This is a genomic window from Elusimicrobiaceae bacterium (assembly GCA_017528825.1).
Lineage (GTDB): Bacteria > Elusimicrobiota > Elusimicrobia > Elusimicrobiales > Elusimicrobiaceae > Avelusimicrobium.
Genome location: JAFXOI010000023.1, coordinates 20,691 through 45,757, shown reverse-complemented (window position 1 = coordinate 45,757; position 25,067 = coordinate 20,691). Strand labels below are relative to the sequence as shown.

Here is a 25,067-nt window from a genome sequence, read left to right as displayed (position 1 = left end):
CACAATACTTAGAATAAGAAACCAAGAGACAAGGACGCCGCCGCAGAATTGGGGATGTTATGTCCGTCCACGTTGGTAGAGCCTGAACTCATAGCTCCGGCCAACTCTATATAGAAGTGCAACATGTTGAGCCCAATACCTGCTGTAAAGAAGTCAGACATATCACTTTCGGCAATGTTTTTGTTATACCCTACACGCAGGGGAATATGAAATTTCGGCCGGTTGAATAAATTAATTTCCATACCCAGAGCCAATTGGCGGGAATCAATACCGGAAATCAGCGTATCATTTTCCGTCAAGTCTATATCGGCCGCCACCGTGATATTTTTGATAGGATTAATGGCCGCGCCCGCGCGTACTTGCGGTTTGAGTTGGTATTTATCCGTGTTCCAATGTGCTTTCACGGGTACTGCTATATCTGAAGGGGCATCCGGACGGTCAAATTTTGGACCATTTAGATTTTTAGCAGTTAAACCGATTTGCGGATTTAACAAAATCTCTTTGTCCAGTAATTCCGATAAATTGACCATAGCACCTACGTCCACACCTAAATTAACGCTGGATTTTTTATTGTCATAGGCTTTGTCTAAAATATCTTTTACTTTTTTGTCTTCCGATAAAATCATCACGCCGCTTTGGGCCATATACCCGTCAATAACTTTCAAGTTGGCTCCCAGTTTTAATCCTCGGATTACGCGGGTACCGTATCCCAATGCTACTTCTCCGAATGTGGCGGCATCAGCCATGGCCAAGGTTTCGTTTTGGGCATAGCTTCCGGTAGCGGAGGCGGCTTGATTGATTAAGCCGGCGGCTCCACCGATATTGCCGGTTATGGTTTTGACCATTTGTTCTACTTGTGCAGTAGTTGCTCCGTTATCAAGAGCCGCATTGATCAGCGCATTGGCCATTTCGGTACTGTCAGCGTAGGATTGATTTAATAAAGTATTTAAGGAAGATAATACTCCTTTGTCATCAATGGCTTGGGCCAAACGGGCGGTAGCACTTTCATAACCTGCGGTTTGGGTGGGGAGCCCTAAGGTTAAACCGGAGCCGGTATTAAATTTTAAGTTTTTGGTATCAACGACCGGAGTAACGGCTCCTGTACCGATGGCGCGGGCACTAACTGCAAAGTTTTTCATTTTAAAGCCTAACCCGGCATTAGCATTTACCAAAGCACCGGCACCGTTACCAATGAGTTTGTCAATATCACTGAGTCCTTTAAAGATAGTGCTGATATTTTCCGCGTTGGCTTCTGCATTTCCGGCAATAGCTGCTGCCAAATTTTTATATTTTTTAGACATATCGGTTAAATCTCGTACGCCTTCCAATACATCTTTAGTGGCTTGTATATCGGCCCCTGCATTAAGTAAAAGGCCGGTTTCATTGAGGTCTTCTTCTTGAGCCAAGCCGGCAGGGTTCCAGTATTGAGCATCGGGACCATAGGCGGTAGCTACACCGGCACCGCCCATACCCATGGCACGGGAACCAACAAATTGCCACGATTGTGCATAACTTAAAGACGCTAACGTGGCACACAATCCAACAAATATTAACTTGCGAAATACGTTGCTAAACATCTCATCCTCCCTATTGGTTTTAGTTAAGTGTATTATATCAAACCTGAACTTATATATAAAAGAAAACCCCCTGCTTTTAGGCAGGGGGAAAAAATCAAAGATATTTTTTATCTGAAAATTAAGACTTTCAGTTGATAGGCCGCCGCGGCAATAAGTGCAGAGGCCGGAATGGTAATGAACCATGCCCATACAATGCGGTTGGCTACGCTCCAATGCACGCTGGATAAACGACGTAACGAGCCAATGCCTACAATGGCGCCCGTAATGGTGTGGGTGGTGCTGACAGGTACTCCGAGGAACGAAGCTGTCAAAATGGAGATAGCAGAGCCGGATTCTGCGCAGAAAGCATCTACCGGGCGTAAACGGGTAATCTTTTGCCCCATTGTTTTCACAATACGCCATCCGCCGGAAAGCGTTCCTAAAGCAATTGCGCCTTGACACAAAAGCACCACACTAAGTGGAATAATAAATTCCCCTTGGGATACTTTTTGCAGTTCTTCATACGAAAGTAAAAAGTCACGAATAGGCGCCGCTTGCGCACTGGCTACACCGCCTAAGAGTAACATGCTGATAATACCCATTGTTTTTTGGGCATCGTTACCGCCGTAGGATAAACTGTAAGCGGAGGCGGAGAGCAGCTCCAATTTGCGGAAGATTTTGTCTACTTTGTAAGGGTTAACGCGGCGAAATGCATTAAATACCACCGTGCCGATAAATCCTGCAAGCAGGAAACCCAGTAACGGAGAAACAAAGATGAACAAAATCGTCTTAAAAATACCGCTGGCCACCAGCGCTTTGACGCCGGCCTTCATCAGCCCCGCCCCAATTAGTCCGCCGATTAAGGCGTGAGAAGAACTGGAGGGAAGTCCGAACCACCACGTGATTAAATTCCACGCACACGCGCCACACAGCGCACCAAAGACGAGGTTGGTATCTACGATATTAATATCTACGATACCGCTTCCGACGGTCATGGCGACCCCGGTGTGAAACACCAGAAACGCGATGAAGTTGAAAAACGCCGCCCAAATGACCGCAATACGAGGCGAAAGTACCCGCGTAGAGATAACGGTAGAGACGGAGTTTGCCGCGTCGTGAAATCCGTTTAAGTAGTCAAAAAACAACGCTAGTACAACCAGAAAAATAATCCAAGTCATATTAGTTGTTCTTCACTAAAATAGACTCTACAACATTAGCCGTATGTTCGCAATAATCGGCCACATTTTCCGCTTCTTCATACAATTCTTTTTGTTTGATGATCATAATAGGATCTTTTTCATTTTCAAACAAATCGGAAATAGCTTCATCGCGTACGACGTCAGCTTCGTTTTCCAAGCGGTTGATTTCTACGCATTGCACCAAGGTTTCTTTCATCAGTTTTTTGTTGCGTAGCGCGCCGACCGCTTTTTGTAATGCTTTGGTAGAACGAGCCAAGATATCGGCCAACTTTTTGAAGGCTTCGGACGGTTGTTTGATTTTGTACAAGGCAAACCGATTGGTAATCATGTAAATACCGTCTACAATATCATCCATATGATTGGCCAAAGCCATGATATCTTCACGGTCGAAAGGAGTAATGAAAGTTTCGTTCAACGTGTTGAGAATGGTGTGAGCCAATTCATCTCCATAGTGTTCTCTTTCATGCATGGCACGCACATTTTCGGCGGTGAAAGCATTTTCATCAGTCAGTTTTTTATACAAATCAGCTGCGATGACTAAATTTTCAGCCTGTTTGTCAAACAAATCAAAAAACTTTACTTCTTTGGGAATTAACATTTTTTTCCTCCATTGGGTTTTATAAAAAACCCCGCGGCCAAAATGACACGCGGGGGAAAAATCACTTCTTCATACCTTCCGGCAAATTAACAGCAGCGTTTAACAAGAACGGTTTTTTCTTAACCTCTTCCATAAACGCTTCATCACGCAAGCTGTTGCGGTAGTCTTTTTCCTGGAAAATATAACGGAATTTGGTATATACGTCATAGGTTCCGGCTTTGAGTGCCACAATGTCTTGCACACCTACAATTTCTTCATCCGTCGGAATAACAAATACTTTTACTTTAGAATCCGGCGTGGAAATGCAACTTTCGGCATTTTTGGTTACCGCATCTTTGTTTTTCTCTAAATCGATGCGGATGCCGTAATTTTCAAGGCCTTCCAACGCTTTGGCCCGGATAGACGGGCTTCTTTCTCCGGCGCCGGCCGTGAACACAATGGCATCTACGTGACCCAGTGCAGCCATGTAAGAACCGATATATTTCTTAATGCGGTAGCTTTCCATGGCAATGGCCAACCTGCATAGTTCGTCGCCTTCTTGAGCATGATTGACAATATCGCGTCTATCTGCAAAACGTCCGCCCGTAATGGCCTTCACACCACTTTCACGGTTTAGAATGCGGTACATTTCTTCCGGCGCCATATTGAGTTTCTTCATCATATGGAAACAAATGGAAGGATCAATATCACCGCTGCGGGTACCCATAATTAAACCTTCTAGCGGGGTAAGACCCATGCTGGTATCATAACATTGACCATTTTTTACAGCGGTACAACTGGCCCCATTTCCGATGTGGCATACAATACTGTTGACTTCATCTACTTCTTTGCCTAACAATACTGCCGCCCGACGGGAACAATATAAAACGGAAGAGCCGTGGGCACCAAAGCGGCGCATGGAATAATCCGTGTACCATTCTCTCGGCAAAGCGTACATATACGCATAATCCGGCATGGTTTGATGGAAAGCGGTGTCCATGATACACACGTGCATGACATCCGGTAAAATGGATTGAGCTGCTTCAATACCCATGATATGGGCAGGATTGTGTAAAGGAGCTAAGTCAGAGATGTTTCTCAATTCATCGACTACTTCTTTAGTAGCTACTACAGATTTAGTAAATTTACCGCCATGCACGATACGATGGCCTACCGCGGCAATCATGTTAATGTTTTCGATGACACCTTGTTCCTTGCTTGTCAACGTATTGATTACCAAGTTGATGGCATCTTTATGATTTTTGCAATCTTGTTTTAATTCATAGGGGGGATAACCCGGGCGTTCGTGTGTGATAAAAGAACCTGCAATACCGATGCGTTCTACGCCACCGGCTGCCAAGCTGCGTTTTTTATCCCAATCGTACACGCTATACTTGACGGAAGAACTACCGCAATTTAAGAAAAGTATAATCATTGTTTCCTCTGTGTTGAAAAGTAAAGCCTAAGACTTCTATTCTATTGTAACAAATTACAGATAAACTTGGCGATAGGGAATTTTTTTTGTTAAGATGTTATAAAGGAGCGAATATGAAAAAATTAATTACACTACTAATCATTACTACTTTTTTAACTATATCCCATGCTCAACCGGTGCCGCTAGCCGGTAAAGGTTTTATTAAAAATATAGCCGGTATGCCGGGCAAACGGGCATTCTCCGGTGATAAAGAAGATGCCTTGCGTGCACGTTTGGCTAACCCGTCCGGCATAGCCGTGGACCGCTTTCACAACATTTATATTGCCGATACAAATAATCACCGCATTCGGCGGGTAGATGCGCGTAGTGGCTATATTGAGACGATTGCCGGTAATGGACGGATTGATTTTTTTAGTGATGGCGGCAATGCAGACATGACCTCTTTGAGAGGCCCTTCCGGCTTAGCCATAGACGAAGAACATGGCTTTTTGTTTGTAGCTGATGCCGGCCATCACCGCGTTCGGATGATTACGCTCAAAAATTATCCGGATATGGTTTTGCAAGATAATGATCCTATGAAGCGTTGGGCATTTGCACAAATTGCTACGCCGGATGATATGTCTGACGAAGAAGTGGCTTCTTTTCATATTCCGCGCGGTTATATTTACACGGTAGCCGGTAACGGCCGGGCTGGATATGAAGGGGAAGGTGCTCAAGCAATTGCCAGCAGTTTGAATGGACCTTCGGCCGTGGCAATCAGCCCAGCCGGAGAATTATATATTTCCGACACGGATAACCACCGTATCCGTAAAATTGACCGTAATACCGGTAAACTGATTACGGTGGTAGGAAATGGAGAACCCGGCGATTCCGGTGATTCGGGGCTGGCAGTCAATGCACGATTATACTATCCTACGGATATTGCATTTGATAAGCAAGGAAATTTATTTATTTCTGATACCGGTAATAATAAAATTCGCGTGGTAGAACACCGCAGTCAACGTATTTTTACAATAGCTGGCGACGGAAAACGCGGTTATATGGGGGATAACACCGGCCGGAGTGTAGATGCTCGATTTAATCATCCGACAGGACTGGCCATGGACAGTAAAGGACGTATTTATGTGTCCGATACAGACAATCAACGTATCCGCCGTATTAGCATTGATTTTGAACGCAGACAAACCCGCATTGAAACGGTAGTCGGTAACGGCCGGCGCGGTTATAATGGGGAAGATATAAATGCTTGGGATGCCAAGCTGGCCTATCCCAGCGGGATAACCATTACGCCGCGGGATATGTTGTATATTACCGATTCCGGTAATAATCTAATCCGACGGGTGGAAGGAATTTCTACTATTCACGTACCCACCACTTATACGGACTATTCGGCAGCAGCTACAGAACCGCAAGATAATCGTAGTTATTATGATGTTTTATACAAACCGCAGGTAGAAGCCGCTGAGAAGAAAGGATCTTAATACGTGGCGTTTAATAAGGCGTCCGGAATTAGTGATTGGGCGGCTTGTTTGTCGCGGGTTAATTGAGCTTTGAGGGCTTCTAATCCGTCAAATTTTACTTCGCCGCGGATTTTGTCTATAAATGTGATTTCCAAGCGGCGACCATAAATAGATTGATTAAAATCTAAAATATGTACTTCGGTCAGAGGAGTGGCAAGGGTATTAACGGTCGGGCGAAAACCGATATTACACACTCCGCGATATATTTTTTTGCCTAATTTAACCTTGACCGCATAAACCCCCAGCGGCAATAATTTATAAAAATTAATATCTAAATTAGCAGTCGGGAAACCTAATTGGCGTCCAAGTTTGTGTCCGGTAATAATTCTTCCCTCTGCGGTGTAGGGACGGCCTAATAGTCCGCTTGCGGTGGAAATGTCGCCTGATGCTAATGTTTTGCGGATCAGTGAAGAGGATATTTTTTCTCCGTGAGGGCCATCATAAAATGGCATTATCTCAAAGTTTATACCGGCTTGCTCACATTTGTGGGCCAACCAAGTATCATTTCCTTGACGGTTTTTACCGAAAGCGAAATCTGGCCCTGCCAGCAAGGCTGCGCAGTGATATTTTTCCAATAATACTTTCTTAAAAAACTGTTCTGGGGAATACTCCCGATATAATTGGAAATTGAGCTCCTCACAAGTTATGCCGGATAAATATTTTTTTAGCAGAGATTTTTTTTCCGGTGGGGTAGAAAGCACAGTCATGGCCGGAGCATCGGATAAAAATGTTTTGGGCGGATAAGGAAAATAAAGTACCAAGGGTTTTAATTGGTAGCGTATAGCCGCTTGTTCTAAGCGATTAAACAAAGCGCGGTGTCCCCAATGTACTCCGTCAAAAGTTCCGATGGTTATAATGTGTTTGGCTCTCATAACTGCGGCTCCTGTAACCATTGTACTATTTCTGCGTGAGAAACTGTTTTTAATTTACTGCCATCAAAAGAATTTTGCACGTGGAAAGGACCGATGCTAAGCCGTCGCAGTTGCGTCAAGTGACCGGTCGTTCCCAAGGTTTGGGCCAACATACGCGCTACAGAACGTACATAGGTACCGCACGAGCAATGCAAAGTAAAGGACAGCTGGTCTTTTCCATCCCATATAAAATCTTGCCAAGAAAAAATTTTAATTTCATTGTAGCGGTCTGATACGGGTTGCCCGTTCCGAGCCAGGTCATACATTTTTTGGCCGTTTATTTTCTTGGCGCTAAAAGGGGGGATTTGTTGACGCACGGTACCGGTAAGTGTCTGTGCAGTCTGTTCAATATCAGCGATACTTATGGAAGGAATGGGGGCACTATTTAGAGGTGTTCCTTGTGCGTCCCAAGTATCCGTATCTATGCCCAATTTTAAGGTGGCTTGATAAACCTTATCTAATTGTAAAAATTGATTTTGTAGTCGTGTAGCTTGCCGTTCCACCAGTAAAATCAGCAAACCGGTAGCCATAGGATCTAGAGTTCCACTGTGACCGATACATTTGGTACGCAAGACACGGCGCGCAATAGCCACCATGTCATTGGAAGTAAAGTTTTGGGGTTTATCCAGCAGTAAAAGTCCACTTTTAACAGAGGATATAGAGGCTGTTTTATTGTCCATGAGACAGTAAAATTTCTTGCACGACTTTTGCCAGTTCATCGGCTACAACTTGGACCGGTTTGCCAATTATTTTGAAGCCGGCCGCACGAGCATGGCCGCCGCCGCCGAACTTTTGGGCAATGGCACTGACGTCGATTTTATTGCGAGAGCGTAAATTAACGGATACTTTATCCGGCTCTTCTTTAATCAAGGCAGATACTTCTACGCCCGGAATCATCGTGGGCTGGCTCACAATTCCTTGTGTTTGGGAAGGAACTGCATTGAGTGGTTCAAAATCAGCCAGCGTGAGTACAATTTCACTGTATTTCTTTTGAAACCGCAATTGCATTTTTTCCAACGCGCGGCCCAATAATTTGAGTTCGGTGTAAGATTTGGTAAAGTAAATAACTTGATTGATTTTATTTACATCGGCTCCCAGTGCCACCAAAGCCGATGCCACACGCAATGCTTCTGCGGTAGTGTTTGTATGCAAAAAGCGGCCGGTATCGGTAACCAGACCGGTATAAAGACAAGTGGCCTCTTCCGGCGTAGGTAATAAATTGTCCGGGGATGCTTCAAAGAGTTGAAAAATAATTTCCGCAGTCGACGAAGCCGTGGAATCAATATGATTGACGTGGCCGTAAGCATCACTGACCAAGTGATGGTCAATGTTAATTAAGGTTTTGGCATTTTTTAATACACTTTCCAAATCACCGCCGCGTTTACGATCCGAACATTCCAGTAAAATAACAGTATCAAATTGAGGTTTTTGCGGAAGTTCGCTTAAGTGAATTTTTTCTAGTCCGGGCAAGAATAACAAATCGGTTCCAATGGCGGGGGAAGCATAGGCATAGGCCGTTTTACCCAAGCGCTCTAATAAAGAGCATACCGTCAGCGTACAACCCAAAGAATCTCCGTCCGGATTTAAGTGTCCGGCGACGAAGAAGTTCTGCCCTTCCAAAATAGCCTTCCATACCTGCTCAAATGATTTTTCGCTATTCATGGTCTTGCTCTTTCTCTTTTTCAATGATTCTAAAAATGCTTTCTACCCGACTGGCCTGTTCAGGCGTGTCATCGTATTCAAAGCTGAAAGACGGAATTCGTTTTAGATGCAAACGGTGGCGTAACAAGCCCCCTAATTCTTTACGCAAAAGAGACAATTGTTCTTGCGTTTTCTTTTTATCTTCCGGACTTCCAAAGACGGAGAAATATACTTTTGCGGTAGCCAAATCTTTGGTCACGCGTACCGCCGTAATGGTGACAAATCCGCCAAAACTGCCCGCCGCAGTCATTTTAGTAATCTGCGTATTAATTTCCTGTAAAAACAGGGCTTCCAAACGTTTAATTCTGTCTATCATACAGTCATTATAGCATTTTAGACTAGGGCAATAAAAACCCCGCCGAAGCGGGGGGAAAATTATTTTTTGGAATCGCCCTTTTTAGCCAGATACACATCTACATCTTGTGTGGTGACCAAACATCCTTTCGGCTGCGATTCAAGCCAAGGAAGCAGTTCTTTCAAAAAGCCTTCTATTTTTGCCGGTTGATCAATCATCACCACCACCACAGGGAATTTTTCCATCAGTTCAAAAAAGCGTTCATTATGCAGTTCACTGCTGATGCCATATCCCATGCGGCCTTTAATGGCGGTGGCCCCTTCCAGGCCGTATTTTTTGGCGCGGCGAATGATGCCTTCATAAAGTAAATGATGGTCCACCACGTCGGTACTACTGACAAAAATGCGTAACTGTTTGAGTTTTTTCGGTTGCATAACAGCCCCCTTGTATAGAACTTTTTGGACGTGTTTAAAATCGTGTTGCTCCTACTTTTATTATAATCACTTTCCGGTAGGAAATCAAGGCAAGAAACTCGATAGATTAGATTGTAAAAACCCCGAGGTTCGTGCCTCGGGGTTTTTTTGTGATGTCCTAATTCTTACATCTTAATTCTTCGGGTAACGTTTTCGTGTTTGATGCACTCAATGATATCGCCCTCTTGTACGGCTTTGAAGCCCTCTACCTCGGGCGCATAAGAAAACCCCGTCGCTTACGCTTCGGGGTTTTCAGCGGGTTTGTAAACCTTACATTTTAATGCGGCGGGTGACATTTTCATGCTTAATGCACTCAATGATATCGCCCTCTTGTACAGCTTTGAAGCCCTCGACTAAAATACCGCATTCAAAGCCCTTTTCCACTTCTTTGACGTCGTCTTTGAAGCGTTTGAGCCCACCGATTTTACCATGGCCTACTTCTTCTCCGTTGCGCAGCACTTTTACTTCGCCGCCGCGTACCATTTTCCCTTCTTCTACTAAAGAGCCGGAAATAATGCCGGAGCTTAAGCGCATGACCTTTTTAATGGTGGCTTTTCCTAAAGATACTTCCACCACATCCGGTTCAAGCAAACCTTCCATGGCGGCTTTGATATCTTCTAAGAGTTCAAAGATAATCGTGTATTTGCGGATTTCAATGCCTTCGCGCTCAGCTTCTTCTTCGGCCTTATGTTCCACGTCAACATGGAAACAAATCACCACAGCATTACTGGCCTTAGCCAGCAGAATGTCTGACTCGTTTACATTGCCCGGTGCCGATAAAATGATGTCGAGCTCCACCTCATCCGACGGAATGCGCAACAGCGCGTCCTTAATAGCCTCGATAGAACCTTGCACATCTGCTTTGAGCACAATCGGCAAACGTTTGACCGTGTTTTCATCGTTTTCATCTTTTTTCAAATTCAACAATGATACTTGTTTGGCACGGCGGGCATTGATGTCTTCTTTTTGGGCTAATTTGCGTTTCTCAGCGGCAAAGCGAGCTTCTTTTTCGCTCTCCATAATGTAGAGGGTGTCACCCACTTGTGGCGGCTCACCGTTAATACCAAATACTTCAGCCGGCACACTGGGGCCGATTTTTTGATATCGTCCGCCGTTTTCGTCTACTAATGCGCGGATGCGGCCATAGCTGGTACCCACGATAAACGGGTCTCCCACTTTCATGGTACCTTTTTGTACAAGTACCGTAGCCACGACACCGCGTTTATTATCGCGTTTAGCTTCCAAAATAACCCCGACACCCAATCGATCCGGATTGGCTTTGAGCTCCATCATTTCTGCCTGCAAAGAAATCATTTCCAGCAGTTTATCAATGTTGATTTTTTTCTTAGCAGAAATTTCGACGAAAATGGTATTTCCTTGCCATTCTTCCGGCACCAGTCCACGGGCAGCCAAATCTTGTTTGACACGGTCCACATTGGCACCCGGCAAATCAATTTTATTGACGGCCACAATAATGGGTGCACCGGCGGCTTTGGCATGTTCCATAGCTTCTATAGTTTGCGGCATAATGCCGTCAGTCGCAGACACGACTAGTACCACAATATCGGTTGCTTGAGCTCCGCGGGCACGCATAGCGGTAAAGGCTTCGTGTCCCGGTGTGTCTAAAAAGGTCAACTCGCCGTTTGGAGTGCGGACGCGATAGGCACCGATATGTTGTGTAATGGCACCTGCCTCTCCCGCGACGACGTTAGAACTGCGAATGGCGTCTAACAGAGAGGTCTTACCGTGGTCTACGTGACCCATGATGGTAATGACGGCACTGCGCGGTTTCAAGCTGGCCGGATCATCTTTCGCTTCCATAATGTTGACGGTTTCTTCGTCCAGTTCCGCTTCGGCGGTTTCAATGGAAAAACCACATTCGGAGCAGATGAGTTCCACCATATCTTTTTCCAAGCGTTGATTAATGGTGGCGAACACGCCCATCATCATTAACTTTTTGATGAAGTCATTAATCTTAAAATTCATTTTTTCCGCTAAATCTTTTACGGTTTCCGTACCGATTAAGCGGACCACTTTACCTTGAGGCTTGGCCGGTTCCTCTTGTTTAGGCTGAGGTTTAGGTTGCGGCTTTGGCGCAATAGGTTGCTGTACCGGAGCCGGTTTCTGAACCGGAGCAGGCTTTTGAACAGGAGCCGGTTGTGGAGCCGGAGTAGGTGCGGCCGGTTTGACTGCCGGAGTTTCTACCGGTTTAGGTTGCGGTTTGGGCGCAACAGGTTTCTCTACCGGAGCCGGCTTTGTTTCCACGGGCTTTGATTGTTCTTTGGCGGGAATCGTTTTGGGCGCGGTCGTTTTTTTGACAGCTACCTTTTTAACGGCAGGTTTCTTGTCCGCCTCTTTTTTAGCCGGTTTTTCAGCCGCCGTTTTTTTAACGGTAGTCTTTTTAACCGTAGATTCTTTTTTGACAGCTGTTTTCTTAGTAGCCGGTTTTTTGGCGGCCGGCTTCTTTTTAGCAGCCTTTTCCTCTTCCTTATTAGTTGGCTTGGTCATCGGCATGCTCCTGCGCGGCGATAAATTGTTTGGCGCTTTCTATGATCTTAGCGGCTGTTTTTTCGCCAATTCCTTGTAAAGCAGACAAATGTTCCGCTTCTGCGGTGGCAATTTGCTCAGCCGATTCGTAGCCGGCTTTTTGCAAGATTTCAGCAGTTTTCGGGCCGATGCCTTCAATGTTAGCAATGGTGTTCTGAGTCGCGGCGGCGGCGTCTTCAGCTTCTTTGGCTTTTTGGGTTTCGCTCTTTACTTCGAGTTCCCATCCGGTCAAGCGGGAAGCTAATTTGATATTTTGCCAATCTTTACCAATGGCAATAGCCAACTGATCATCGGGAACGATGATTAAGGCCTTCTTTTCACTCATGCTGAGAATTTTGACAAAGTTAGCACGGGCCGGCGCGATGGAATTAGCCAACATGGTGGTGATTTCGTCTGAATAATTAATCAAGTCAATACGTTCGCCGGAGAGTTCATTCATTACCGCACGGATACGAATACCCCGCATACCTACACAGGTACCGATGGGGTCAATTTTGTGATCAATGCTAGACACAATCACTTTGGCGCGGAATCCCGGGTCGCGTTCAATAGCTTTGATTTCCACGATGCCTTCGCTAATTTCGGGGACTTCTACTTTGAAAAGCTCTTCCATAAATTTGCTGTTGGCACGGGATAAAATCACATAGGGTCCACGTTGACCTTTATCCATTTTGAAAGCAGCTGATTTATAGCGGCTCAGTACAGGATCATCCCCAATGTTAGCTAAATCATTTTGATTGAGCACTTTGGCAATGATAGCTTTTACACGGGAACCGTTGGTGTAGTGTTCTTTTTTAATCTGTTCGCAATAAGGCAAGATAGCCTCTACTTTGCCTAAATCTACGATTAAATCTCTATCGGAAAAACGGCGAACGGAGCCGGTGATCACTTCGCCTTCGCGAGGTTTGAATTCATTGTAAAAGTTTTCCCGTTCAATACCGCGCACCTTTTGAATCAGCACTTGTTTGGCAATTTGTGCGGCAATACGAGAAAAATCCTCTACGTCCTGCGTCAACGTAACTACATCTCCGACCTTCGGATTTTTAAGATGTGCTTTGGCAGCTTCCACGTCAATTTCGGTTTCCGGATTGGTGACTGCTTCTACCACGTTCAATGTTTGAAAGGCCTGAATAGAGCCGGTTTGTACATCAATTTTAGCACTCAATTGAGCAGTTCTACCTAAATTTTTGCGCAGAGCAGAAACTAAGGCGTCTTCAATCGTTTTCAAAATATCATCACGTTTAATATTTTTTTCTCTTTCCAAACCTTCCAAGGCTTGAATTAAATCTTTTGCTGTTCCTTCCATTTTATGTGTTCTCCTTTTATCTAGTGTTAAAATTCAAGTACAGGGTCCAAATTGACTTTTTTAACGTCAGTGTACTTAAAATTAAATTGGGTGGTGCCGTCATCGAGTACGAAACCTTCATCATCGGCAGAGGCCAGTTGGCCCGTAAAAAATCCGCGGCCTTCAATCGGGGTTTTAACTACCACGCGGATACGTTCATTAATAAAACGTTTAAAGTGGGCCGGTTTTTTCAAAGCGCGTTTTACGCCCGGAGAAGAAACCTCCAAAATATAAGCCCCATCTATTAAACTTTCCATTTCTAAAATGGAATCAATTTTGTCAGTAAGCGCGGAACAATCGTCCAGCGTAATACCGCCTTCTTTGTCCACGAAGAACTGCAACAATTTTTTTCGGCCTTGATTTTGAATGACTAAATCTACTAACTCCACATTTTGTCCGGCTAATGCGGCGGCCACGGTTTGTTCAATTGTTTTAGGATCTTTCATTGTACACCTGCCTGATTAAGTAAAAAGCGACGTGAGACCACGTCGCTTTTCCAGATACTTTATCTTAGCATTAACCGCGCGTGTTTGTCAAATTATGACTCAAGGGGAAAACATATACCCCGTAAAAAGGGCCGCTACTAAGCGGCCCTTTTTATCCATCTACTCAAAATTATAATTCGAGTGCTTTTTTAGTTAATTTTTCAGCGATCTCATCTAACAGTGTAAAATCATCTGCGATGGGATCCGGCCGGGATTTAGGCGTAGCAATATATCCGTCTTCGTCCGGAATGCGTTTATATTTACTCAACGGATTGGTTGTCTGCCCTTCTTTTTGTTCGGATCCATTCTGACCTTCAACAGGGGTTGCCAACAGTTTTTTCCATTGGATATCAACAGGGTTTGTTTCGCGAGACTGGAGATAATCCATCCGCTTTTCTTCAAAGGCTTTTCTAATGTTTTCTTTTGATTTCCCTTTCATCTTTTTTTCAATCTCTTTTCTGAGGGCTATACCGGCTCCTAATCTAGGATTCATAGCCAGAGGAAGAGCATTGTTGTGCCACACAGCGTAACGCTGATAGCCATTCCATTTGCGGCCTTTTTCAAGGGCGTTGTACGCCTGAAATGCATAATCCTGTAAAGATATTTCTTCTTGTTCGGCTGTTTGGGTCGTTAACAAAGTAGCGTTTTTCTCAATAGCTTGTAACATTTGTTGTTTGGCGATACGGGACAATTGTTCCCAAGCCAAGAAAGAATTTCTTCTCACTGCTCTTTGAAATATTTTGTAAAGGAAATACTCATTGTACCGATAATCATTAGGTGCTTGTAAATATTCCGCCAGTATTTTTTTGTCAGCATTTTTGAGCAGATAGGAGTAGAAACTCTCATTGTTATCAGTTGCTTCCGAATATGTTTCATAAATTTTTGCTAAATCTTTATTGGTTGTAGCAGCATATTCGGCATAATATCCGTGCAAATGAGAGCGCCATTTGAAAAAGGTATATAAGTCGTTAAATAAATATTCAACTTCCGGATATTCTTCAATTAAATCAAAATAATCATCCGTAGAAATCCGCAATAAGTTAAAAGCATTGTACTGTATTCTGACATACAACGACTCCATTCTGTGTGAGGGAGATAGGGCAAAGAACTTTTTGCCTCGATCTTTAAGTAATATCTTTGTAATCCAATCTTCCAGACTGTCCGACAGAGAGCTTGCGCCGAACACAGCCGTAACCAGTCTAACAGGAATAAATCCTAATCTGGTTATGCCCAGAGCCATTTGTACATCTCCGATACTTTCCCATTTCCACGTAATCCAATAGCTGTCTGCTACATAATGATCCAATTCATTGCGCAGCTTTTCCCACTGGAGTTCTTTTTCTTTCTGTGCGACGGCAGCTTGTCTTTTTTCCTCTTTGGATAGGCGTTTTTCTTTGGTTTTAGAAGATTTGGCTTGTGACGCAGTCGATTTCTCTTTTGCAGAGGCGGATTTGGAAGAATTAGATTGATTAGCCTCATCGACCATGGAGTCTATTTCTCCGCTGGCTTGATTTTCCTCTTCCTCTTCATCTTCTTTATCTTCTTGTGCAGCCTGGGCTTGTGCAGCAGATTGTTTGTGAAGTTCTTTATCCACGCCATCTATTTGTTCTTGCGGTGTGATAGCGAACAAGTTAGTAGAAAGAAAGGCAATAGCTAGCAAAACAGTTGTGATTTGTTTTTTCATATTTTCTCCTTTTATATACCTATATCATAGCTAATCCATCCTAATATTACAAGGGAATTTAGACCTATTTTTTCTTGTTCAAAGGACCTATGTTGCAAGATAGGCCCTTCTAAATGGTAAAATATAAAAAACTATATAGGAGTATTTTTATGCAAACCTATTCTTTTACTACGCAAGGTATTTGCCCGTCTGGAATTTCTTTTGCTTTAGAAAATGGCAAAATTTATGATATCCGCTTCGATGGCGGTTGCCCGGGTAATACGGCGGCCATTGCTAAACTGTTACAAGGCACAGAGGCCAAACGTATTGTAGAATTATTAAAAGGAAACGATTGCGGCGGCAAGGGCACTTCGTGTGCGGATCAACTGGCTATAGCGGTGGAACAGGCCCTAGCTCATCAAGCGTTAAAAACACACGCTTCTAAATAAGGAAAATCAGGTACAATATATATATGTCTTCCGAAAATTTTCACAGTGGTTTTGCTGTACTGGCCGGATTACCTAATGCCGGTAAGTCCACTTTGCTTAATGCACTGGCGGGAGGGCTTCTATCGCCCGTGACTGATAAGCCTCAAACCACGCGGCAAAACATTTTGGCCATTGCCGAGGGGGAAAATTTTCAAATTGTATTTGTCGACACACCGGGTTTCCTACGCCCTCATTACAAATTACAACAAACGATGGTCTCTTGCGTTGATCGAGCGGTGGGAGAAGATGCCGATATTATTTTGTTGTTAATAGATGCTTCTGCGCCGGATTTGCCGGCCCATAAGGATTTATTTGCCAAAATTGCCACGACTTATTGTCCTGTTTATTTGGTGCTTAATAAAGCAGATCTTGTCAAAGACAAAACTGCGTTGGCAGCTTTGCAGGAAAGCATTAAACAGGCATTACCTAAAATTGAAAAAGTATTTGAAATTAGTGCTTTGCGCGGACAAGGGGTGGACGCTCTCAAAAATGCCGTTGCATCCGCTTTGCCGCTAAGCCCGGCTTATTTTCCGGCAGGGCAGTGGACAGACCGTTGGGAACGTTTTTATGCGGCTGAATTTATTCGAGAGCAGATTTTCAAACTTTATCAAAAAGAAATTCCGTACAGTACCCAAGTGGAAATAGAAAAATTCACAGAAAATTTGGGCGCTAAGAATTATATTCGGGCCATTATCCATGTGGAACGTGAAAGCCAAAAACCAATTTTGATTGGCAAAGGCGGCAGTGCTATTGCGGCTTTGCGGCAAAAAGCACAAAAACGCATTGAAGAATTCCTCGGACGCCCTTACCGCTTGGAATTGCAAGTAGTAGTTAGCCCCAACTGGCGTAACGAAGATTCCTTTTTGGAGCGGTTTGGATATATTGAAAAAGACAGCTAACCGCACAATTTTCTATTATCTCCCGCCAAACGGCGGGATTTTTCGCGCGCGTACGGAAAAAATCCTTCACAGACCTCTCAAAAAATTATAAAATAATAAATATGATTACCACTATCTGCGCCCCCGCAACTGCTGCGGGACAAGGTGCAGTGTCTTTGGTGCGCATCAGCGGACCGAAAGCACTGTCTTTGTTGCTGCAATTAACAAACGGAAAGAAAGAATTTCTGCCGCGGGTGCAAACTTTTTGCCGTCTATATGATGGGAACAAATTGCTAGATGAGGCCTTGGTTACTTATTTTCCGGCCCCACGTAGTTTTACGGGAGAAGAGGTGGTGGAAATTTCTCTACATGGTTCTGCTTATATTCGCGGACGTTTACTTGAACTGTTATGTGTTTTGGGTGCCGTGCCGGCCAAGCGGGGGGAATTTACTTATCGGGCTTTCTTAAACGGAAAGATGGATTTGATACAGGCCCAGGCTCTGTGTGATTTAATCGCGGCGGGCAATAAATCGGCTCACGAAGTAGCCCTTTCTTCTTTAGACGGGCGACTGAGTAATCAACTACAAAACACAAAGCAAATTCTGACGGAAACATTGGCTCAAATCGAAGTACGCCTAGATGACGTGGACGAAGAAATGTCTCCATTAGATGAAGAAGGTGTGATGAAAGCCTTACGCCAACAAGTAAATCTTTTAGGACGTTTGGCAGATACTTTTTCCGTTGGCAGATTGCTTAAGGAAGGATTGAAAGTCGCTTTAGTAGGGGCTCCCAATTGCGGTAAATCCAGTTTACTTAATGCCTTGGTAGGATTTGAACGGGCTATCGTGTCTGCACAAAGCGGCACTACACGAGATACGGTAGAAGAAACCCTGGATATAGAGGGTCAAAAAATTATTCTAACCGATACAGCGGGCATCCGAGACCATGCTTTAGACCCTGCGGAACAAGAAGGCATGAAACGCAGCTTAAAAGCCATGGAAAAAGCAGACGTAGTTTTCTTCGTGACAGATTTAACTCGTTCTTTAACGACTCAGGAAGAGGCCTTGTGGGACAATGTAGAGCATACGGGAAAACCGACGGTACTTGTATTAAATAAAACTGATAAGGCATCGCAGGAACGTTGCGCCTTGGAAGGGAGGGCTCAATATACGGTGTATGTGTCCTGCAAAACCGGAGAAGGAATTGAGACTCTGCGTAAGCAGTTGCTGCAATTTGTGGAGGTGCCACCTGCCCAAGCCCAAGAGGGTATTTTGATTTCCAATTTGCGGCAATACCAAGCCATTTTAGAGGCGCAAACGGAATTGGAAAGTGCCTTAGTGCAATTAAATCATCAACGCGGATTGGAGCTTTATGCCGAACATATCCGCGGGGCTTTGCGTGCGCTGAAAGATTTAACGGGGGAGGTAACTCCCGATGATGTATTAGATGTTATTTTTTCTAAATTTTGCATAGGAAAATAAATGTTTACTTGTCCAGATTTATATGATGTGATTGTAATTGGCGGCGGACATGCCGGATGTGAGGCCGCATTAGCCGCGGCTAAAATCGGAGTACGTACTTTGCTACTTACGCAAAGCCTAGATACCATTGCTCAAATGTCTTGTAATCCGTCAATCGGCGGCATTGCAAAAGGCCAAATTGTACGTGAGGTAGATGCTTTGGGTGGAGCCATGGGATTGGTAACCGATGCAGCTGCCGTACATTATCATTTGCTCAATACCGGCAAAGGCCCTGCGGTACATTCACCGCGGGTACAATGCGATAAAAAAACCTATCAATTCACCTTCAAACATACCTTGGAATTGCAACCTAATCTGGATATCATGCAAGATGAAGCGGTGCAAATTACCACCGGTGACCAAGGCGTGAACGGCGTCTTAACTTTACGTAATACTTTCTATTCCGCAAAAACAGTTATTCTATCCACGGGTACTTTTTTAGGCGGTACTATTCATATCGGAGAAGAAATGTTCCCGGGTGGTCGTTATAACGATATGCCCAGTAACCGCCTTTCCGATAGTTTGAAAGCGTTAGGATTGCATATTATTCGTTTCAAAACGGGCACGCCGATGCGCATTAATGCCCGCTATATTGATTTCTCGCAATTTCGTTTGCAACCATCGGACAATCCTTTTCAACCCATTTCGCATTTTAGTGATGCCAGTGCCTTGGCTAAACGAAAATTTTTATCCTGTTACATTACGCGCACAACGGAAGAAACGGATAAAATCTTGCGCGAAAACTTGCACCGTTCGGCTATGTATAGCGGCAAAATCCATGCCATGGGGCCGCGGTATTGCCCTTCGGTGGAAGATAAAACTAAAAAATTTCCCGATGTTAAAAGCCATCCGCTTTTCTTGGAACCGGAGGGAAATAATACCGAAGAGTATTATATCCAAGGCTTTTCAACCAGTTTGCCTGAAGAAGTACAACGAATGCTATTGAAATCTGTCCCCGGGCTAGAGAAAGCAACTATTACTCGCTCCGGTTATGCCGTAGAATATGATTTCTCGGATCCGATGGATTTGTATCCCTCTTTGGAAAGTAAAATTGTACCCGGATTATTTTGTGCGGGGCAAATGAATGGTACCACCGGTTATGAAGAAGCCGGCGGACAAGGGTTTATGGCGGGGGTCAATGCCGCTCATAAAGTGCTGGGTAAAGCTCCCTTTGTTTTGCGGCGCGATGAAGCCTATATCGGGGTATTAATTGACGATTTGGTTACCAAAGGCGTTAATGAACCATACCGTATGTTTACTTCCCGGGCAGAGTATCGTATTTTGCTGCGTAATGATAATGCGGATTTGCGGCTGTGCCCGCACGGATTTAAGTTGGGTACTTTAGACAAAAAGTATCAACCGGCTTTTGAAAAATATCGCCAACAAGTGGAGAAACTGCTTGAAAATAGCAATCACGTCGTAGAAGAAGACGGTTTATATCCGTGGACTGCTGAGAAGGTACGTTTTCACGTAGATGTTCATCAAAAATATGCCGGATACTATGAACGTAACAAAAAAGATGCTGAAAAATTAGCTCAGGCCGATAACATTATTATTCCGGAAGGTTTTGATCCTGCCGCAGTGAAAGGTCTTTTAATTGAAAGCAGTCAAAAATTGAAAACGGTGCGCCCGCGCACATTGGGACAAGCCTCTCGTATCCCGGGTATTACACCGGCTGATATTCAACTCTTGGCCATCCATATAGAACGCTATCGGAGACTTAAACATGCGTCAAAAGTTGAATAATTTTGCCCTTGGACTAGGCCTTACAATTACCGATACGGCATGGGACATATTGGCCCAATACGTAGATTTGGTTTGGGGAAAAAAAGAAGTATTGAATTTGACCAGCGTAGCTGATAAAAATGAGATTTTTACTCGTCATATTGCGGATGCTTTCCCCGTGGCCGGTATATGCAAGCATTTACCTGCAAACAGCCTGGCGGCTGATATGGGAAGCGGAGCCGGATATATTGGAATTACAATGGCGGTTCTTTGTCCGCACGTGCGAGTAACCTTGGTGGAAAGTTTGCAAAAACGCTGTACTTTTTTGAATTGGGCTGTCTTGAAACTGGGGTTAAAAAATGTGACAGTTTCTAATATCCGTTTGGGACAGGATACAGCGGGCAGCTTTGATTTAGTAACTGAGCGTGCTATGGGACAGATTAATGATATATTGCCGCTACTGGCTCCTTGTGTAAAAAAGGGGGGGACATTGGCTGCCTATCAAAGTCAACCCGGGCAAGCAAACGAGGCTTTAGTAACTCGTCTAGGCATACAAGCTCAAAATCCGATACAATATATCTTACCGGATGAAATGAAAATACGATATTTGGCGGTATTCTCATCATGGATATAATGAAACAAATTAAAATTTTGCTTTGGGTATTGGTAATCTTACTCATTACCCCGCCTATTTTGCGCCATTTTAATGTAGATGTTAAAGCAGTGTATCGTAAAATACTTGCCGTGCCAGAAAACTCCTCTTCCTCGCAGGATGGCTCAATTACCCGTCATGAGGTATCTCAGGAAGTATTTGATGAACTATTTAATGAGCCCGAAACACCGCAAGAGCGAGATAATGCCAAGAATGAATTTGAAAAAATGTTGAGTGGACTGGAAAGCGTGCATAAGGATTTGTCTGTGGCCGGTAGCCAAGTGCAGGAAGTTCCTTCTATGTTCCGCTATGACAGCAGTGCCCAACATAAAGTGCGTTGGGTTCCGCCACCGCCGGGGTTTATGACGGCAGAAACATACAGTTATTTGATTTATCGCCAGGATCAACCCGTAACCGATAAGTTAAAGACCGTATTGGATAATATTCATGGCAATTTGATGTTGGATTTGACACCCTTTACATTGGTGATGAAACCCAATAAGGTTCTGATTATGCTGTTTGGAAATAAAGACAGCTACATGGATTTCACAAAACGTCCGTCTTGGTCTGGCGCGGCTTCGGATTTACGAGCGGATACTATGTATGTGTTGGAAGGGAAAGATTTTTATCAACTCTCCGTACATGAATTGACCCATTTGTACTTCGACGGTTATTTCTTACCTAGTGTTTCTCCTTTGTGGTTATCGGAAGGAATGGCCGTGTATATGCAAATCAATGTGACCAATCGCAAACCAAGCTGGGTAGACGACGGGTTACAGCGAATTTTGGCCGGGAAATATATTCAATTGGAAGACTTGATGAATACAAACGATATTTCTTCCTTGACCACGCAACAGGCTGAACTGTGGTATACAGAATCCTATAGTATTGTGGATTATTTGCTCAACAGCCATAGCCGCGACGAGTTTTACCGTTTTTGTAATGAGTTAAAAGACGGCACCCCCGTATATCAGGCGCTCTATCGTGCCTATGGTATGCCTTTTAATAAAATATCTGTCTTGCAAAATGTATGGTTGTTTGATTTGTCTAAAAAGGTAGGGAAAAAAGGGGCTTCTAATTCTAAGACTGCTGGCGGTGCCGTATCCAATCAGGTTTTGTCCTCTACCCAAACCGTTTCTATACCGGTTACACAACCTACTCAGAAGACTCAACAGCATACGGTAATTCCTAAGTTGAAGATGGTGCCAACGAATGGATATCAGGGGAATTTTTAATGCAAGAGATATGGACTCATATTCCTATTTTAGCTAAGGAAATTGCGGCCATTCTATTAACCCAGCCCAATGGGGTATATATGGACGGTACTTTAGGACTGGGGGGACATAGTAAATTATTTTTGAGCCACTTAGGGCCGCAAGCACGTTTATTTGGATTTGACAAAGATGAGCAAGCCTTGCAAATGGCTAAACGTAATGTAGCGGATGATCGCTTGACCGCGGTGCATGCTTCCTATACGCAAGCACGGGAAGTGTTAGATCAGTATGGAGTGAAGGATGTAAACGGCGCTCTGTTTGATTTGGGGCTTAGCTCCTACCAATTAGATAATCCTGCCAGAGGGTTTAGTTTGTTACGAGACGGGCCGCTGGATATGCGTTTTGATTTAGATTCTTCCTTAACGGCAGAAGAAATAGTGAATGAGTGGGGCTTGGCTGAATTAGAACGGATTTTGACAGAATATGGCGAAGAATCTCATGCCCATGCCATTGCTATGGCTATTATGGCCAGCCGCCGGCAAGAAAGGATTACTACGACCGGACAACTCAAAAAATTAGTAGAGAGTGTGGTGCACGGACGCGGGAAAATTCATCCGGCTACTCAAACTTTTCAAGCCTTACGCATTGCGGTCAATGAGGAATTAAAATGCGTTGAACAAATGATTTCTTTGTTGCCGCAGGTGATAGGTGTGGGTGGGAGAGCAGCGGTACTAACCTTTCATTCTTTGGAAGACCGTTTGGTTAAACGCCGTTTCAAAGAGTTAGTGGCTGGTGGCCAATGGCAACTGGTTAATAAACATGTTATTGTGCCGTCCTATGAAGAAATTCGGCAAAATTCACGTGCACGTAGTGCAAAATTAAGAGTCATTGAGAAAATAAAATGAAACTATTCAAAATCGTATTTATCATCAGTATTATCACCTTTGGAATTGTCATGATGCGCATAGAAGTAGCCCGCTCCGGCCGAACGATTGGTAAATTACAAAACGAAGTGGAAATTAAAGAAGCGCGTAATCAGTACCTAAAATTAGAAGAAGCACGTCTGGGCGGTCCGCAGACTATCGAACCCTTGGCACAAGAGAAATTAAAATTGCGTCGTACACCGCCGCAATCGGTTGTGGTATTGGATAAATAAATGCTGAAGAAGAAAACCCCTTTTATGTATGATGCCAAAGCCCGCATGAAACTATGCGGAATCATTTGTTTGGTGGCACCGCTCATCATTATGGGGCGTTTGTTTTATATGCAGACTTTTCAGCACGATAAATTTGTCAGTAAAGCGGAACGCTCTATTTACGATTACTTAAAAGAAGATCGCCTGCGCGGTCAAATTTATGACGTGCGAGGCCGTTCTTTGGCGGAATCGGTGCGAACTCATTCGTGCGGAATCAGTAAGAAATATGTTAAAGATCCAGCCAAAACACAAGAATTTCTGATAAATACTTTGGGAATTTCACGTAAAGATTTAGAACGGAAGTGGAGCCGCAAGGATAGTAAATTTTTCTTCGTGGCTAAAAAAATAAAGCCTGATGTGTATATGAATTTGGCACCGGTATTACACACCACATTAGGTCAAGGACTAGAAGTGACTCCGGAATATGAGCGCATTCACCCGTACGGGGATAGTGCGATTGACCTATTGGGTGCAGCCAATTCTAAAAATTTAGGACTTTCCGGCTTAGAACTGATGTTTAATGATGAGTTAAGTCAGGATATTAGTAAACGCCGCGCTAAGCGTGCCCGTCGGGGAGAAGTGATTTATAATCGCAGTTTGAAAGAAGAAAAATCGGTGGGTAGTTTGTATTTAACAATTGATATGTTGGCGCAATATTATGCGGAAACGGCTTTAGCTAAAGCGGTTAAAGATTATGAGCCGGAACACGGCATTATTGTGGTACAACAGCCCCAAACCGGACGTATTTTGGCCGCCGCTTCCTATCCGCAAAAAGATGGTCAGTCCTTACCTTTTCAATTCACTTACGAACCGGGTTCTACTTTCAAGACAATTGCCATTACCGCTGCTTTAGATGCCGGTACAGTGTCTATTAATGATTCCATTGACATGAGTGGTCGCAATTGGGAAATTGCTCGGGGAGTGGTGGTAAAAGACAAACAACATAAACAAGAGGAATTGACAATTCCTGAAATTATGGCCTTATCCTCCAACATCGGGGCCGGTAAAATAGCTTTGGAATTAGGGGCCAAAAATTTGTTTTACTATATTAAGGCATTTGGATTTGGCACTAAAACAGATATCAATTTTACCGGGGAATCAAAAGGATATGTACCGCCCTATAACCAATGGACGAAGGTAGATACTGCCACCAAAGGTTACGGTTATGGTATTTCTTTAACTCCCATTCAGTTGATTAGTGCTTACTCGGCTATTGCCAACGGCGGTTGGCTGTTACAACCGCATTTAATAGACCGTATTGAATATGCCGACGGCCGCAAAGAAGTTAAAGCCAAAGTGCAAAAAATTCGCCGTGTCATTAAACCGGAAACCGTTGAAATTATGAAAAAAGTGTTGGAGCACGTCGTATTAGAAGGGTCCGGTAAAAAAGCTCAAATACCCGGTTACAGCGTGGCCGGCAAAACCGGAACGGCAGAAAAATTAGATAAAGAAGGCGGCTATGCCAAGCGGCGACACGTGGTATCATTTTGCGGTTTTACTCCCATTGGAGATCCGCAATTTACGATTTTGATTATTTTAGATAATCCTGCCAAATACACCTTTGGTGGTACGGCAGCGGCTCCGGTATTTAAGGAAGTAGCAGAGGGATTGTTATCCATGCAAGCGGTTGCACCGGACAAGCCGGAAGAACTAGTGAAACAAAACAAATAACGAATTTAAGGAGAAAT

General features: G+C 44.0%; 23 protein-coding genes. 10 read left to right on the top strand and 13 right to left on the bottom strand.

The features are described from left to right. Positions 1-8: 8 nt before the first annotated feature. The 4 genes from traF to IKN49_04950 all read right to left on the bottom strand — a co-directional run bounded on the left by traF (position 9) and on the right by IKN49_04950 (position 4,767). Entirely contained in the window at positions 9-1,577 is a 1,569-nt protein-coding gene (gene traF, locus IKN49_04965) for a conjugal transfer protein TraF (GenBank protein MBR3632387.1), read from the bottom strand. Between the two features lie 107 nt (positions 1,578-1,684). After that, complete coding sequence (locus IKN49_04960; GenBank protein ID MBR3632386.1) at positions 1,685-2,734, bottom strand: inorganic phosphate transporter; 1,050 nt, start codon at positions 2,732-2,734, stop codon at positions 1,685-1,687. 1 nt (position 2,735) lies between these two features. Next, positions 2,736-3,353, bottom strand: coding sequence for a DUF47 domain-containing protein (locus IKN49_04955; protein MBR3632385.1), 618 nt, complete (start codon positions 3,351-3,353; stop codon positions 2,736-2,738). A gap of 61 nt (positions 3,354-3,414) precedes the next feature. After that, positions 3,415-4,767: an acetate kinase gene (locus IKN49_04950; protein MBR3632384.1), complete on the bottom strand. Its 1,353-nt coding sequence runs from the start codon at positions 4,765-4,767 to the stop codon at positions 3,415-3,417. Positions 4,768-4,880: 113 nt separating this feature from the next. Between IKN49_04950 and IKN49_04945 the strand changes: the two genes are divergently transcribed. Beyond that, the gene (locus IKN49_04945; protein ID MBR3632383.1) at positions 4,881-6,248 is read left to right on the top strand and encodes a hypothetical protein; all 1,368 of its coding nucleotides are present in this window, start codon (positions 4,881-4,883) and stop codon (positions 6,246-6,248) included. Here IKN49_04945 and ribF read toward each other — a convergent pair. The 9 genes from ribF to IKN49_04900 form a co-directional block, all read right to left on the bottom strand. Next, positions 6,245-7,159, bottom strand: a complete 915-nt coding sequence (gene ribF / locus IKN49_04940) for a riboflavin biosynthesis protein RibF (protein MBR3632382.1) — start codon at positions 7,157-7,159, stop codon at positions 6,245-6,247. The two genes, IKN49_04945 and ribF, sit on opposite strands and share 4 nt — an antisense overlap. Next, positions 7,156-7,878: a tRNA pseudouridine(55) synthase TruB gene (gene truB, locus IKN49_04935; protein ID MBR3632381.1), complete on the bottom strand. Its 723-nt coding sequence runs from the start codon at positions 7,876-7,878 to the stop codon at positions 7,156-7,158. The genes ribF and truB overlap by 4 nt, the downstream gene beginning before the upstream one ends. Further along, positions 7,868-8,860 (bottom strand): bifunctional oligoribonuclease/PAP phosphatase NrnA, encoded by a 993-nt coding sequence (locus tag IKN49_04930; protein ID MBR3632380.1) that lies wholly within the window; start codon positions 8,858-8,860, stop codon positions 7,868-7,870. Before IKN49_04930 ends, truB begins: the two co-directional genes overlap by 11 nt. After that, the gene (gene rbfA / locus IKN49_04925) at positions 8,853-9,215 is read right to left on the bottom strand and encodes a 30S ribosome-binding factor RbfA (GenBank protein MBR3632379.1); all 363 of its coding nucleotides are present in this window, start codon (positions 9,213-9,215) and stop codon (positions 8,853-8,855) included. The genes IKN49_04930 and rbfA overlap by 8 nt, the downstream gene beginning before the upstream one ends. A gap of 59 nt (positions 9,216-9,274) precedes the next feature. Continuing rightward, positions 9,275-9,628 (bottom strand): DUF190 domain-containing protein, encoded by a 354-nt coding sequence (locus IKN49_04920; protein ID MBR3632378.1) that lies wholly within the window; start codon positions 9,626-9,628, stop codon positions 9,275-9,277. A gap of 309 nt (positions 9,629-9,937) precedes the next feature. After that, on the bottom strand, positions 9,938-12,175 hold the full coding sequence (gene infB, locus IKN49_04915) for a translation initiation factor IF-2 (GenBank protein MBR3632377.1): 2,238 nt from the start codon (positions 12,173-12,175) through the stop codon (positions 9,938-9,940). Beyond that, positions 12,159-13,520 carry a transcription termination/antitermination protein NusA gene (locus IKN49_04910; protein ID MBR3632376.1) on the bottom strand — a complete coding sequence of 454 codons (1,362 nt, stop codon included), beginning with the start codon at positions 13,518-13,520 and terminating at the stop codon, positions 12,159-12,161. Before IKN49_04910 ends, infB begins: the two co-directional genes overlap by 17 nt. A gap of 26 nt (positions 13,521-13,546) precedes the next feature. Then, positions 13,547-14,005 (bottom strand): ribosome maturation factor RimP, encoded by a 459-nt coding sequence (locus IKN49_04905; protein ID MBR3632375.1) that lies wholly within the window; start codon positions 14,003-14,005, stop codon positions 13,547-13,549. Positions 14,006-14,174: 169 nt separating this feature from the next. Then, entirely contained in the window at positions 14,175-15,728 is a 1,554-nt protein-coding gene (locus IKN49_04900; GenBank protein ID MBR3632374.1) for a hypothetical protein, read from the bottom strand. Positions 15,729-15,877: 149 nt separating this feature from the next. On the opposite strand from IKN49_04900, the gene IKN49_04895 reads away from it, so the two are divergent. The 9 genes from IKN49_04895 to IKN49_04855 all read left to right on the top strand — a co-directional run bounded on the left by IKN49_04895 (position 15,878) and on the right by IKN49_04855 (position 25,050). Continuing rightward, positions 15,878-16,156 carry a TIGR03905 family TSCPD domain-containing protein gene (locus tag IKN49_04895; GenBank protein ID MBR3632373.1) on the top strand — a complete coding sequence of 93 codons (279 nt, stop codon included), beginning with the start codon at positions 15,878-15,880 and terminating at the stop codon, positions 16,154-16,156. A 23-nt stretch (positions 16,157-16,179) separates the two neighbouring features. Continuing rightward, positions 16,180-17,094 (top strand): GTPase Era, encoded by a 915-nt coding sequence (gene era / locus IKN49_04890; GenBank protein MBR3632372.1) that lies wholly within the window; start codon positions 16,180-16,182, stop codon positions 17,092-17,094. A gap of 101 nt (positions 17,095-17,195) precedes the next feature. Further along, on the top strand, positions 17,196-18,554 hold the full coding sequence (gene mnmE / locus IKN49_04885; protein ID MBR3632371.1) for a tRNA uridine-5-carboxymethylaminomethyl(34) synthesis GTPase MnmE: 1,359 nt from the start codon (positions 17,196-17,198) through the stop codon (positions 18,552-18,554). Then, positions 18,555-20,339, top strand: a complete 1,785-nt coding sequence (gene mnmG / locus IKN49_04880) for a tRNA uridine-5-carboxymethylaminomethyl(34) synthesis enzyme MnmG (protein ID MBR3632370.1) — start codon at positions 18,555-18,557, stop codon at positions 20,337-20,339. Continuing rightward, positions 20,320-20,952 carry a 16S rRNA (guanine(527)-N(7))-methyltransferase RsmG gene (gene rsmG, locus IKN49_04875; GenBank protein ID MBR3632369.1) on the top strand — a complete coding sequence of 211 codons (633 nt, stop codon included), beginning with the start codon at positions 20,320-20,322 and terminating at the stop codon, positions 20,950-20,952. The genes mnmG and rsmG overlap by 20 nt, the downstream gene beginning before the upstream one ends. Next, a complete protein-coding gene (locus IKN49_04870) occupies positions 20,952-22,205 on the top strand; it encodes a hypothetical protein (protein MBR3632368.1) in 1,254 nt (417 codons plus the stop codon). Before rsmG ends, IKN49_04870 begins: the two co-directional genes overlap by 1 nt. Continuing rightward, positions 22,205-23,089: a 16S rRNA (cytosine(1402)-N(4))-methyltransferase RsmH gene (rsmH, locus tag IKN49_04865; GenBank protein ID MBR3632367.1), complete on the top strand. Its 885-nt coding sequence runs from the start codon at positions 22,205-22,207 to the stop codon at positions 23,087-23,089. Before IKN49_04870 ends, rsmH begins: the two co-directional genes overlap by 1 nt. Next, on the top strand, positions 23,086-23,340 hold the full coding sequence (locus IKN49_04860) for a cell division protein FtsL (GenBank protein ID MBR3632366.1): 255 nt from the start codon (positions 23,086-23,088) through the stop codon (positions 23,338-23,340). The genes rsmH and IKN49_04860 overlap by 4 nt, the downstream gene beginning before the upstream one ends. Then, positions 23,341-25,050, top strand: a complete 1,710-nt coding sequence (locus IKN49_04855; GenBank protein MBR3632365.1) for a penicillin-binding protein 2 — start codon at positions 23,341-23,343, stop codon at positions 25,048-25,050. It begins immediately after the preceding gene. Positions 25,051-25,067: the final 17 nt, after the last annotated feature.